General features: G+C 66.8%; 8 protein-coding genes. 6 read left to right on the top strand and 2 right to left on the bottom strand.

Going from position 1 to position 13,507, the window contains the following annotated elements; genetic code table 11:
• Positions 1-5: 5 nt before the first annotated feature.
• The 3 genes from rpsG (at position 6) to tuf (ending at position 4,025) form a co-directional block, all read left to right on the top strand.
• Complete coding sequence (gene rpsG, locus JOD63_RS11580; protein WP_045275957.1) at positions 6-476, top strand: 30S ribosomal protein S7; 471 nt, start codon at positions 6-8, stop codon at positions 474-476.
• A gap of 83 nt (positions 477-559) precedes the next feature.
• Positions 560-2,674 (top strand): elongation factor G, encoded by a 2,115-nt coding sequence (gene fusA, locus JOD63_RS11575; RefSeq protein ID WP_045275958.1) that lies wholly within the window; start codon positions 560-562, stop codon positions 2,672-2,674.
• A gap of 157 nt (positions 2,675-2,831) precedes the next feature.
• Positions 2,832-4,025, top strand: a complete 1,194-nt coding sequence (gene tuf / locus JOD63_RS11570) for an elongation factor Tu (RefSeq protein WP_045275959.1) — start codon at positions 2,832-2,834, stop codon at positions 4,023-4,025.
• Positions 4,026-4,185: 160 nt separating this feature from the next.
• Here tuf and JOD63_RS11565 read toward each other — a convergent pair whose 3' ends face one another.
• Entirely contained in the window at positions 4,186-6,399 is a 2,214-nt protein-coding gene (locus tag JOD63_RS11565) for an excalibur calcium-binding domain-containing protein (RefSeq protein ID WP_157004005.1), read from the bottom strand.
• Positions 6,400-6,838: 439 nt separating this feature from the next.
• On the opposite strand from JOD63_RS11565, the gene JOD63_RS11560 reads away from it, so the two are divergent.
• From JOD63_RS11560 to JOD63_RS11550, 3 genes are read left to right on the top strand one after another with little or no spacing between them, the layout of a single operon-like run.
• Positions 6,839-7,954: a glycosyltransferase gene (locus JOD63_RS11560; protein ID WP_045275960.1), complete on the top strand. Its 1,116-nt coding sequence runs from the start codon at positions 6,839-6,841 to the stop codon at positions 7,952-7,954.
• Positions 7,951-8,949 carry a glycosyltransferase family 4 protein gene (locus JOD63_RS11555; protein WP_045275961.1) on the top strand — a complete coding sequence of 333 codons (999 nt, stop codon included), beginning with the start codon at positions 7,951-7,953 and terminating at the stop codon, positions 8,947-8,949. The genes JOD63_RS11560 and JOD63_RS11555 overlap by 4 nt, the downstream gene beginning before the upstream one ends.
• Before the next feature lie 26 nt (positions 8,950-8,975).
• Complete coding sequence (locus JOD63_RS11550) at positions 8,976-11,318, top strand: polysaccharide pyruvyl transferase family protein (RefSeq protein WP_045275962.1); 2,343 nt, start codon at positions 8,976-8,978, stop codon at positions 11,316-11,318.
• A 48-nt stretch (positions 11,319-11,366) separates the two neighbouring features.
• Here the strand turns inward: JOD63_RS11550 and JOD63_RS11545 are convergent, their stop codons facing one another.
• Positions 11,367-13,505, bottom strand: coding sequence for an acyltransferase family protein (locus tag JOD63_RS11545; RefSeq protein ID WP_245618005.1), 2,139 nt, complete (start codon positions 13,503-13,505; stop codon positions 11,367-11,369).
• Positions 13,506-13,507 lie beyond the last annotated feature (2 nt).

Below are 13,507 nucleotides of genomic sequence, written 5' to 3'. Positions count from 1 at the left end.
GACAGATGCCTCGTAAGGGACCCGCCCCGAAGCGCCCCGTCGTCAACGACCCGGTCTACGGCGCTCCGATCGTCACCCAGCTGGTGAACAAGATCCTCGTCGACGGCAAGAAGTCGATCGCCGAGTCGATCGTCTACACCGCCCTGCGCGGCGTCGAGGCCAAGAATGGCCAGGACGCTGTCGCCACCCTCAAGAAGGCCCTCGACAACGTGCGCCCGACCCTCGAGGTCAAGTCGCGCCGCGTCGGTGGCTCGACCTACCAGGTGCCGGTCGAGGTCAAGCCTCACCGCGCCAACACCCTCGCGCTGCGCTGGCTCGTCAGCTACGCCAAGGGCCGTCGTGAGAAGACCATGACCGAGCGCCTCCAGAACGAGATCCTGGATGCCTCGAACGGCCTGGGTGCCGCGGTGAAGCGCCGCGAAGACACCCACAAGATGGCCGAGTCGAACCGCGCCTTCGCGCACTACCGCTGGTAAACAGCGGCCCGGTCGCCGGCCGGGGACGACCTCCCCGGCCGGCACCCCGCGACATCCCTCACCACACGTAAGGAAGACATCCCGTGGCACAAGAAGTGCTCACCGACCTGAACAAGGTCCGCAATATCGGCATCATGGCGCACATCGATGCCGGCAAGACGACGACGACCGAGCGCATCCTGTTCTACACGGGCGTCAACCACAAGATCGGTGAGACGCACGACGGCGCTGCCACCACCGACTGGATGGAGCAGGAGCAGGAGCGTGGCATCACGATCACCTCCGCTGCTGTCACGTGCTTCTGGGACAAGAACCAGATCAACATCATCGACACCCCCGGTCACGTCGACTTCACCGTCGAGGTGGAGCGCTCGCTCCGCGTCCTCGACGGCGCCGTCGCCGTCTTCGACGGCAAGGAGGGCGTCGAGCCCCAGTCCGAGACCGTGTGGCGTCAGGCCGACAAGTACGACGTCCCCCGCATCTGCTTCGTCAACAAGATGGACAAGCTGGGCGCCGACTTCTACTTCACCGTCGACACCATCGTCAACCGCCTGAAGGCCAAGCCCCTCGTCATCCAGCTCCCCATCGGCGCTGAGAACGACTTCGTCGGCGTCATCGACCTCGTCGAGATGCGTGCCCTGGTGTGGCCCGGCGACGCCAAGGGTGACGTGACCATGGGCGCGAAGTACGAGATCCAGGAGATCCCGGCCGACCTCGCCGACAAGGCCGCCGAGTACCGCGAGAAGCTGCTCGAGACCGTCGCCGAGTCCGACGAGGTGCTCCTCGAGAAGTACTTCGGCGGTGAGGAGCTCTCGGTCGCCGAGATCAAGGGCGCCATCCGCAAGATGACGATCGCCTCGGAGCTCTACCCCGTGCTCTGCGGCTCGGCGTTCAAGAACCGCGGTGTGCAGCCGATGCTCGACGCGGTCGTTGACTACCTCCCGTCGCCCCTCGACGTCCCCGCCATCGAGGCGAAGGACCCGAAGAACGAAGAGATCATCATCGAGCGTCACGCCGACCGTGAGGAGCCCTTCGCGGCCCTCGCGTTCAAGATCGTGACGCACCCGTTCTTCGGCCGCCTGACCTACATCCGCGTGTACTCGGGTCACCTCGACTCGGGCGCGCAGATCGTCAACGCGACCAAGGGCAAGAAGGAGCGCATCGGGAAGATCTTCCAGATGCACGCCAACAAGGAGATGCCGGTCGACTCGGTCACCGCCGGTCACATCTACGCCGTCATCGGCCTCAAGGACACCACCACCGGTGACACCCTGTGCGACTCGGCCAACCAGGTCGTGCTCGAGTCGATGACCTTCCCCGAGCCGGTCATCGAGGTCGCCATCGAGCCCAAGACCAAGGCCGACCAGGAGAAGCTGGGTCTCGCGATCCAGAAGCTCGCTGAAGAGGACCCGACGTTCCGCGTCGAGCAGAACTCCGAGACCGGTCAGACCGTCATCAAGGGCATGGGCGAGCTGCACCTCGACATCCTCGTGGACCGCATGAAGCGCGAGTTCAAGGTCGAGGCCAACGTCGGTAAGCCCCAGGTGGCGTACCGCGAGACGATCAAGAAGACCGTCGAGCGTCACGACTACACGCACAAGAAGCAGACCGGTGGTTCGGGCCAGTTCGCGAAGATCCAGTTCGCGCTCGAGCCCCTCGAGGTCACGGCCGACAAGATCTACGAGTTCGAGAACAAGGTCACCGGTGGCCGCATCCCGCGCGAGTACATCGGCCCCACCGACCAGGGCTTCCAGGACGCCATGAACGTCGGCGTGCTCGCCGGCTACCCCATGGTGGGTGTCAAGGCGATCCTGCTCGACGGTGCGTCGCACGATGTCGACTCGTCGGAGATGGCGTTCAAGATCGCCGGCTCGATGGGCTTCAAGGAGGCCGTCCGCAAGGCGAACCCCGTCATCCTCGAGCCGCTCATGGCGGTCGAGGTGCGTACTCCCGAGGAGTACATGGGCGACGTCATCGGCGACCTGAACTCGCGTCGCGGCCAGATCCAGTCGATGGAGGACGCCCAGGGCGTCAAGGTCGTGCGTGCACTCGTTCCGCTCTCCGAGATGTTCGGATACATCGGTGACCTGCGCTCGAAGACCTCGGGCCGCGCCGTCTACTCGATGGAGTTCGACTCCTACGCCGAGGTGCCCCGCGCCGTGGCCGACGAGATCGTCCAGAAGAACAAGGGCGAGTAACCCTCTTCTCCGGGATGCCTCCGCGACGAGGCATCCCGGGGCACAACTTCACACAGAATCAACACACACCTCTCTACTAAGCTAGAGAAATCCCCGTAGACGGCCGGTCGCAAACCAGTGACCGGGACTTCTACACGAACGTCCTGAGGAGGACCCAGTGGCTAAGGCCAAGTTCGAGCGCACCAAGCCGCACGTGAACATCGGAACGATCGGTCACGTCGACCACGGCAAGACCACGCTCACCGCCGCAATCTCGAAGGTGCTCGCTGACACGTACCCGTCGGCCACCAACGTGCAGCGCGACTTCGCGTCGATCGACTCGGCTCCCGAGGAGCGTCAGCGCGGTATCACGATCAACATCTCGCACGTCGAGTACGAGACCCCGAAGCGTCACTACGCTCACGTCGACGCGCCCGGTCACGCCGACTACATCAAGAACATGATCACCGGTGCCGCTCAGATGGACGGCGCGATCCTCGTGGTCGCCGCCACCGACGGCCCGATGGCTCAGACGCGTGAGCACGTTCTGCTCGCCAAGCAGGTCGGCGTGCCGTACCTGATGGTCGCGCTGAACAAGTCCGACATGGTCGACGACGAGGAGATCCTGGAGCTCGTCGAGCTCGAGGTCCGCGAGCTGCTCTCGTCGCAGGGCTTCCCCGGCGACGACGCTCCGGTCGTCCGCGTCTCGGGCCTCAAGGCTCTCGAGGGCGACGCCGAGTGGACCAAGGCGATCCTCGAGCTGATGGACGCCGCTGACGAGTCGATCCCCGACCCGGTGCGTGACAAGGACAAGCCGTTCCTCATGCCCATCGAGGACGTCTTCACCATCACCGGCCGTGGCACGGTCGTCACGGGCCGCGCCGAGCGTGGCACGCTCGGTATCAACTCCGAGGTCGAGATCGTCGGCATCCGCCCGACGCAGAAGACCACGGTCACCGGTATCGAGATGTTCCACAAGCAGCTCGACGAGGCGTGGGCCGGCGAGAACTGTGGCCTCCTGCTCCGTGGTCTCAAGCGCGACGATGTCGAGCGTGGCCAGGTTGTCGTGAAGCCCGGTTCGGTCACGCCGCACACCAACTTCGAGGGCACCGCCTACATCCTCTCGAAGGAAGAGGGCGGCCGTCACAACCCGTTCTTCACGAACTACCGCCCGCAGTTCTACTTCCGTACCACCGACGTCACCGGCGTCATCTCGCTGCCCGAGGGCACCGAGATGGTCATGCCCGGCGACACCACCGACATGACCGTTGAGCTGATCCAGCCCATCGCCATGGAAGAGGGCCTCGGCTACGCGATCCGTGAGGGTGGCCGCACCGTCGGTGCCGGTACCGTCACCAAGATCCTGAAGTAATAACTTCGCCTGAAACGCCCCCCGAGCTTCGGCTCGGGGGGCGTTTTCGTTTGTGCGGTGGCGGCAGCCGCGCCAGAAGTCTTCGCGGCGACGAGCAGCGCCCGGTCACCGGCTCGGGGCCGGCCGACCGGGCGCTCAGCGGAACGCGCGGGTCAGCGCGTCACCGCTCGCACATGATGCCGTCCTTGTCCCCGTCGCGGGCAGGGGACTGCAGGTTGTACAGCTCTGTGGACGTGTACGGGCTCCCGTTGACGGGCTTGTTGACGCCGCTCCGCTTGTCGAATTTCACACCGCTCTTGCGGATGCCGTCGCGGTAGTCCGCGTTCAGGGCGGTGCAGTTCGCGTAGGCCTTGCCCTTCACCGCTGCCGTCGACGCGCTGGTCTTCGTCGCCGTGGCGTGGCCGGACAGTTTGCCCGTCACCTTGACGGAGATCTTGGCGTACGCATCGGCGGGGCGAGCGCGGAATGTCGCACTCGTCGCTCCGCTGATCGCCACACCGTTGCGCAGCCACTGGTAGGAGAAGGCTGTTCCCCTCGTCCAGGTGCCCGACTTGGCGGTGAGTGTCGAGCCGACCGCGGCGGTGCCGCTGATCGTGGGAGTGGCGGTCATGATCACCTTTGCGGTTCGTGTGGAAGTCTTCGAGACCGTCGTGTAGCCGCTGCGCTTGCCGGTGATCTTCACCGAGATCTGCTTGCCTGCTGTCGCGTTGGAGAGCCTGTAGCTGGACTTCGTGGCTCCGCTGATGGCCGACGAGTTCGCGTACCACTGGTAGGTCAGCGTCGTGCTGCTCGTCCAGGTGCCGGCCTTGGCGGTCAGCGTGGAACCGACGGCGGCAGTGCCGCTGACGGTCGGGGTGGCGGACAGAAGAGCCTTCGTCGTCTTCGCGGACGTCTTCGAGACGGCCGTATACCCCGACCGCTTCCCGGTGACGTTCACCGAGATCTGCTTGCCCTGCTGGGCGGTCGTCGGCTTGTATGCGGATGCTGTCGCACCGCTGATCGCGGTCGAATCGGCGTACCACTGGTAGGTGAAGGTCGTTCCGCTGGTCCATGTGCCGGGCTTGGCGGTGAGGGTCGAACCGACCGCCGCGGTGCCGGAGATAGTGGGAGTCGCTGTCGTGGGCACCTTCGAGGTCGCCGCGGAGGTCAGCTTCAGTGACGCGCCCCCCGTCAGCGAACCTGTCACGGCGACGGAGATCGCTTTGCCCTGCTGAGCAGACGTCACAGCGAACGTGGATCTCGTCGCGCCGGCGATCGCGGCGCCACTGGCATACCACTGGTAGGTGAACGTCGCGCCGGTGGTCCACGTGCCGCGCTTCGCCGTGAGCGTGCTTCCGACCGCAGCCGAGCCGCTGATCGTCGGCGCAGCACCGGTGAGGTTCGGGTCCAACGAGAAGTCGATGCCGTCCACCGCCGCGCCTTCGGCGACGGTGACGACGGTCGCCTCGTCGACGGTCGTCGCATCGGAGTAGAACTCGTCGCGCCACGGGCCCCGTGGCTCACCACCGTCAGGGCCGCCGCAGTCGCAGCCCCAGCGGAACTGCACCGTGTAGTCCCCCGCGGGAAGATAGCTGATGCTGTAGCGGCCGTCGGCGTCGATCGGGGCGTTGAACGTCGTCGTGCCGGGCGTGTAGGGAGTGCCGCCGTCCGCGACTGGCAATGCGACCATCCACGACCATGAGCCGCTGTCCACAGGGGCGCCGGCATCGGTCGTGACGGTGCCGCTGATCGTTCCCGCCTCGGCGAGTTCGGCATCCACTCCCTCGCGCGCTTCTCCGAGCGCGAGGGTGATCACGTCTGCCGCGCTGAACCGCGGAGCGTTGTTCCACCACTCACGAGCGCTGTCGCCGCTGAACTCGACCTTGTAGTCGCCCGGGGCGAGGCCGCCCGCCGTGTAGTTTCCGTCGGGGTCTGTGAGCGTCCACGCTGCGGGGTTGCCGGGGTATGCGTCGACTGGGTAGACCGCGATGTAGGCGGAACCTCCGTTCCACCCAGCGCTCGGCGGAAGCTCGACGTGGCCCGAGATCGACGCGGCGGGGTCGAGAGTGGGATCGGCCAGGTATGCGCCGCCGTCGGCGAGGTCGATGACCGTCGCGGTGTCGGCGGTGGCGGCATCCTCCCACCATTCCGCCGTCACGCCTTCGTTGACATCCAGCGGCACGAAGTGCAGCTTGTACTGCCCCGGGTCGAGCTCGGCGAAGGCGAAGGCGCCGGTGCTGTCGGTCTCCGTGGTGTCAGCCCTGCTGTCGCCCCAGAAGTCGATCACGTACAGCTGCACCTCGACCTGCACGGCTGCAGGATCGACCCCGTCCGGCAACACCACGGTGCCCGAGATGGATGCTGTCGGCGCGGCCATCGCCGGTGTGCCGATCATGCCGAAGATCAGTGCGAAGACAGCGACGACAGCCGCTGCGCCCGCGCGCCACGAACGAGTACTCACAGTTCCCCAGACGTCAGAGGACGATGCCTCGAGTCGACCCACGGTGGTCGATCCGGCATCGTCCGGTTCCCGCCTCTCTTCTTAGCAGAGGGAGATTCCCGGCTCGTGTCTGTTGCTTGCGGAAACCTCAAGGTCGGCTCAGCATTGGGTCGATCCGGTCATGCGCAGGCGCGTACGACCGGTCAGGAGGTCACGGGGGATGAGCCGGATCGCACCATGCCGACCGACTACTGTTGGCTGAGCAACCGCTCGCGCTTCCGGCTCCCGAAGCCACGCGCGCTCGCGGCGCCGCTCGCGCGGCATGCCCGGGGTACGTCGGGCAATCGGCGAGCCCCCTGCCTGTTGAAAGCGAAACCGCGGAAGGAGCATCCCGGTGACCGGCATCCTGGTCCACGAGTGGCTCGCACCTCACGGCGGTTCCGAGAATGTCTTCGAGGTGCTCTCGGGCGTCTTTCCCGATGCTGAGCGCTTCTGCCTCTGGAACGACAGCGACGGCCGATTCACCGGGGTCCAGGAGACGGTCCTCGCGCGCACGCCGCTGCGACGCAGCAAGGCCGCCTCGCTGCCGTTCATGCCCACCGTGTGGAGGCATCTGCCCGCCCGCGAGGCCGAGTGGGTGCTGTGCAGCAACCACCTGTTCGCCCATCATGCCCGCTTCGGAGGAGCTGCACGCGACGCGCCGAAGCTCGTCTACGCCCACACGCCCGCGCGCTACATCTGGACACCCGAGCTTGACGGCCGGGGGGAGGGTGCAATCGCCCGCGCGGCCTCGGCCGTATTGAAGCCGATCGATCGCAAGAGGGCGGCCGAGCCGATCGCCATCGCGGCCAACAGCGCCTTCATCGCGCAGCGCATCGCCGACACCTGGGAGCGCGAGGCTACCGTCATCCATCCGCCTGTGGACGCCGTCGCCTTCGCGGCGCAGCCCGGAGAGCTCGCGCCGACCGACGCGGCGACATCCGCGGCGCTGCCGACGGAATTCCTGCTGGGTGTCTCCCGGTTCGTGCCGTACAAGCAGCTCGAGCGTGTGATCGAGGCGGGTGCCGCGGCCGGGGTGCCGGTGGTGCTCGCGGGGCGGGGGCCGGAGGAGGAGCGCCTCCGCGCGCTCGCTGCCGACCGTGGTGAACCGGTGGAGTTCGTTCATGATCCGTCGCCGGCGCTCCTCCGCGAGCTGTACCGCCGGGCGCTGGCACTGGTGTTCCCTTCGATCGAGGATTTCGGCATCATCCCGGTCGAGGCCATGGCCACCGGCACTCCCGTGGTGGCGAGCGCCGTCGGAGGGACGGCTGAGACGATCGTCGACGGGGTGACCGGCGCGCTCGTGCATGATTGGACGACCGGCGAGCTGAGGGGCGCGGTCGAGCGGGCGATCGCCACCCAGCCCGACGCCTGCGTATCACGGGCCTTCGAGTTCGACACTGCGGTGTTCGTGGACCGCGTGCGCGAGTGGGTCGCCGTCGAGACCGACGGCGGGACATGGCACCAGTGACCGGACTCCTCGTCGACGACCGCTATCGCGGCGACCACGGCATCGGCCGCTATGCCCAGGAGGTGCTGCCCCGGCTGCGGCCGGAGTGGCGGTCTCTCGGGCTCGATGGCAGCCCCCACACTGCGCTGGACGCGTTTCGCGCGCTGCCGCGCGTCGACGCTCGCGCGCTCGTCTACTCGCCAGGATACGGAGCCCTGGTCCGTGCTCGCCGACAGATCCTGACCATCCACGACCTCATCCAACTGCGGTCGCCCTGGCCCGGGCGCATGAAGTTCGCGGCCTACTATGCGGGGCCTGTACGCCATGTCGTGCGCAAGGCCGGGGTGGTTCTCACCGTCTCTGAGACCTCCGCGGGTGAGATTCGGGACTGGCTGCGCGACGAGTCGGTCCGCATCGTCAACGCCGGCAACGGATGCTCGGCGGCGTTCACTCCAACCGGACCGGCAACGGATTCCGCGGATCCGTATGTCCTCTTCGTCGGCAATGTGCGCGAACACAAGAACCTCGATGTGGTGATGCGGGCGTTGCCCCGCGCCGCGGGAGTGCGGTTGACGGTCGTCATACCCGCTTCCGAGTCCGCCGCGCTCAGCGCGCGGGCCGCGTCACTCGGGGTCACGCAGCGGCTGACCATGTTCCACAACGTCGACGACGCGCGGCTGGCGGCGCTCTACCGAGGAGCTGCCGTCACGGCGATGCCATCGAGGATGGAAGGATTCGGACTTCCCGCCCTCGAGTCGATCTCGTGTGGCACCCCCGTGGTGTATTGGCGAGACTGCGACGCAGTGTCGGAGATCGTCGGGGAACGCGGCTGGGCGTTGGAGAGCTGGGACGATGCCGATGAGTGGGCGGACGCCCTCGTGACGGCATGCGGCGCCGGGCGTCGGATCGCGCCGCCGGAAGCGAACCGATATGACTGGCAACGCACAGCGGCCCTGATCTCGGACGTGCTGGAGGCCGACGCCGCTCCCGCCGCCCCCCGCGTGTCTACGGCGTAGATCGCGCAGGGTAGGCTGGGAAGGCTATGCGACTGATCGAATATGACGCCGCCGAACTCACCCCCGCGGCGTGGCGCTCTGGAGGAGCTGCCCGAGCGTTCAACCCGACCATCGCGGAAACCGATGACGGCTACGTCATCGCATACCGGATCGTTCAGGTGGACTCCGAGCATCGTCGCATCGCGACAGCGAGGCTGGACCGCGACCTCGCGCTCGTGCCCGGCAGCGTCGTGCCCCTGTCCGACGAGGTGGAGTTCGCCGACCCGGCGTTGAACGAGCGTGCGCTCACGTGGCACGCGGACCCGATCTTCCTGCGGCTGCGGGGGAGTCTCTACCTGACCTGGAACGACGGAGCCAATCGGCCGAGGAACCATCAGTTCCTCGCGCCGATGACAGCCGACGGGCAGCACTTCGCGGGCGCCGCACGGGAACTCGCCACGCGGGACCGTCGCAGCATCGAGAAGAACTGGACGCTCTTCGACGTCGACGGCGAGGTGTACGCGAGCTACTCATATCGGCCGCACCGCGTTCTGCGGGTCGATCTCGACTCGGAGGGCACCGTCATCATCGGCACTCCCGTGGCCACGAGCGACTTCGCGTCGGAGTACGAGAGAGTCTTCGGCATCATGCGGGGTGGAGCGCAGCCCGTGCGCATCGGCGACTCTTTCGTCGCGATGGCTCACTCGAGCTACAAGGTGGCCGAAGGGCGCGTCTACCGCGGGCTCCTGATCGAGTTCGAAGCGAAGAGACCTTTCCGGGTGCGCCGGGTGTCGCGGGCTCCGTTCGACCTGCCGAGCAGTATCGGGGCACAGTTCAAGCACGAGAAGCTCAACCCCGATGTGCACGATGTGATCTACCCGCGGGGCATGGTGCGCCATGGCGCGGACGAATGGATCGTCACGTACGGCGTGAACGACGAGGAGTGTGCGATCGCCGTGGTTCCGGGTTCCGCGATCGACGCGGCGTTCGGCAAGCCCGTCTTCACCGAGTATTCGCAATGGCCGGGAGACCGCGAATTGCGTCCGATCGGACCCAAGCGATTGCTGCGGTCGGCGGACGTTCCGGAGCTGCCGGTGTTCTGGTTCGATGCGAAGGGCAAACTGTTCGACGGGTTCGCCGGCGGACGCCGGTTCGCGATCGGGAACTTCGGCGACATCGCCTCACGTTGGGTCTCAAAGCGGGTTTCGGGCGTGAACCTGCGCAATCCGCTCCCCGGCCAGCCTCGACTCCTTGCGATCGGATCGGTGTTGCATCGCGCGCAGGACGGCGACGTGGTCTGGGGGTCCGGGGTCAAGGGTGGGTCAGCTCCGCTCGAACCCGGTATCGATCTCGATGTGCGGGCCGTGCGCGGTCCGATCTCCCTCGACTATCTGCAGCAGGCAGGCATCTCGACAGACAAGGTCACGCACACCTTCGATCCGGGAGTGCTCCTGCCTCACCTGTATGCCACCGAGCTTGCAACCAGCGAGTCGCGGGGTGGAGACCGGATCATTCCGCACTACCACGACGACCTCATCATGCGGCGGAAGCATCCTGATCACAGCGACTCGTTCGTTTCGGTGGACACGACACCGCTCGGGATGATGCGCGCGATCAAGGGCGCGGACCGAGTCTTCGCCAGCTCCCTGCACGGGATCATCTTCGCCGAGGCGATGGGCATCCCCGCATACTGGCTGGCGCCGGTCGGTGGCGAGGACGAGCTGAAGTACTACGACTACTACTTCGGTACCGGTCGTACCGACGTGAAGCGATTCGAAAGTCTCGAGGAGGCGATGGCATCCGAGCCGATGCCTCTTCCCGAATTCGACATCGAGGCATATCTGGCCACGTTCCCCCACGACGCTGTGCCGCGGCTGACGACGGCGACCGTGGCACCTGGTCAGCGCTTCGAGTTCAAGGACTGGGGTGCCCTCCGACTCGGGAGGTTCTTCAGCGCAGCGGGGTTCGACGCGCGAGATCGCGGCGGTATCTGGATGACTGCCAAGAAGGCGGCGCTGCGGATGACCGTCCGCGCTACTCCGGGCGAGCAGCTGGAGGTCACGTTCGGTGTCACACCGTCTGGCGCAGGACCGCTTGCGGGCGGTCAGGTCTTGCGGATGAGCGCCAACGGCGGGCCTGTCGAGGTCATCCGGTGGCGCAAGGGCGGCCGCGGTCAAGCGCGCGTCACACTCGGATTCACCGCTGAATCGGCTGAGACCGTCCTGCAGGTCGACTTGACGGTCGACCATCTCGCCCGCAGCCCTCGGCTGGCGTCGCGCGGGAGGCTGGGTCGACTGGCGGCGGATGTCGCATCCGCGGCCCGAATCCTGCCCCGTCGGGGCAGCGTTCTGACGTTCGTGAGCATCGCTTCACTCTCGCAGTCCGCCTGACCTTCGCCGAAGGCTGCTCGGCCCGGGCGATGCGCGACGGTCGGCGGCCTAACCCGCGGCGCCCGCGCCCTGTCCGCTGACCTCAGGGTCCATGCAACCCGTCGGTGCAGTGCAGGTTTCGATCTCACGGGCGAGCCAGGGGCCGAGACTGCGCGAGTAGGTTCCGCTGAGGTGCACCCCGTCGAAGTACACCGACACTCCGCCGACGCCCGAATAGCACCGGTCGTCGTCGCAGAAGCGGCTGCTGGGATCGATGACGGGCAGTCCGGGGACCCGCTCGGCCACGTCATCGGTGACGTCGGAGGCCATCAGCGCCCGATTCACGGGGTTGGAACACTGGCCATTCGCCTGGAGGCACTCCGGGCCGTCGATGCGGGACTTGACTCCGTCCGTCAGCGGAACGTCGCCGATCCAGATGACCTGGGCACCCGTGTCATCCACAGCATCGACCGCATCGACGAATCCGCCGATGCTCCGGGCTCCATCGGCCCAGCCTGCGCGGAGGTCCGCCATGAGCACGATATCGGCCTGCGGAACGAGCTCTGCGAGCACCCAGGCGTTCCGTTGGGCGCAACCGACGAGCTCCTCCTCCGTCGCTCTGCGGAGGTCGCTCTCCGAGGGCGGATCCAGGTTCGCCGCACAGCTCGATCGCGACGCGACGATCACCTTCATCCCGAGGATCTTGCCCGCCTCATCCGCTGCGTCGCTCCACGCGGAAGCGTGCGAGTTACCCCACAGGAGGAGCGTGCGATCACCGTTCGGATCACCGTACTCGCAGGTGACGTGCGTGAACGGACCGGTGGAGTCGGAGCAGCGCGGCTTGCGCGATGCGATCGGCAGGTCCGTGTGCCCAGCGAGTGCTGCGCTCTCGTCGACCGCGCCGAACGGATCGTCGCAGTCGTTGTCGAGTGCGGCGGCGCCCAGGCAGCTGCCCGCCTCTGACGTGTGCTGCTCGAATTCCACGGTTGCAGCCTCGACGCGTGCGTCGCCGGCGACGCCGAATGCGACCGCACCGGCGGTGATCACCGCGATCGCCGCGGCGCCGAGCGACCACGCACGAGCGGGGGTGCGGAGCAATCGACCGCGCCGGAACGGCTGTTCGACGATCCGGTACGTCAGTTCGGAGATGATCAGCGTCGCCGCGAGCAGGAGCAATGTGTCGAAGAGCGTGAGCTCTCGATCGAGCGCGAGCGGAACGAGGATCAGGAGCGGCCAATGCCACAGATACACGGAGTACGAGATGTCGCCGAGATGCTGGACGGGCCGTGGGCTCGCGATCCTGTCGAATGACAGAGGACCCGTGTTTCCGCCGATCAGGATCAGGCAGGTGCCGATGGTCGGAAGCAGGGCGGCGTAGCCGGGGTAGGGCATCCCGATGTCGATGAAGGCGAACCCCGCGCCGATCATCGCCACGCCGATCCATGGCGCGATGCGAACGCCGCGGATGGCGATCAGGGCGACAAGACCGCCCGCGGCGAGTTGCCAGATCCTCGCCGGCGTGATGAAGTACGCCGCGCCGGGGTTGGCTGCCGTGATGAAGAGCGAATACCACAGGCCGGTGGCGAGGGTGACGCCCATGATCACGCCGATCACAGCCCGCTTGCCGAGACGGCCGCGGCCGAAGCGCCTCGCGATGACGGTGCCCAGCAGCAGAAGGAGCGGCCAGATGACATAGAACTGCTCTTCGACCGAGAGCGACCAGTAATGCTGAACAGGACTCGGTGCCGCGCCCTCCGCCCCATAATCCACAGCATCGGCGGCGAGCACCCAGTTCTCGATCGACAGTGCTGAAGCGACCACGTTGCGACCGATCTCCGCCCACTGCGACGCCGGAACCAGGAACCACGAGGCTGTGAGGACGGCGACGAGCACCAGCAGCGCCGCCGGGAGGATGCGGCGCACTCGCGCTGCCCAGAACCGAGCCGCGAACGCGCCGGCGCCGAAGCGGTCGACATCTCGGAGGATCTGGCCGGTGATGAGGAAGCCGGAGACGACGAAGAACACGTCCACACCCGTGAACCCACCCGGGAGGAGCTCCGGCCAGAAGTGATACACGACGACGGCGGAGACGGCGATCGCACGGAGCCCCTGGATATCGGCCCGGGTGCGGTGAACCTGCGGCGCGACGGGCATCGACCCCGCCACATTCCCCGGTTCTGCCGAACTCTTCTCGGAAACCTGCGTCACCG

Source organism: Microbacterium terrae (genome assembly GCF_017831975.1).
Classification (GTDB): domain Bacteria; phylum Actinomycetota; class Actinomycetes; order Actinomycetales; family Microbacteriaceae; genus Microbacterium; species Microbacterium terrae.
This window is presented reverse-complemented; position numbering and strand designations above follow the sequence as displayed.

Bases quoted from the DNA above. Each gene is read 5' to 3' on its own strand.
- rpsG (WP_045275957.1), top strand. From the start codon at position 6: ATGCCTCGTAAGGGACCCGCCCCGAAGCGCCCCGTCGTCAACGACCCG.
- JOD63_RS11565 (WP_157004005.1), bottom strand. From the start codon at position 6,399: ATGATCGGCACACCGGCGATGGCCGCGCCGACAGCATCCATCTCGGGC.
- JOD63_RS11550 (WP_045275962.1), top strand. From the start codon at position 8,976: ATGCGACTGATCGAATATGACGCCGCCGAACTCACCCCCGCGGCGTGG.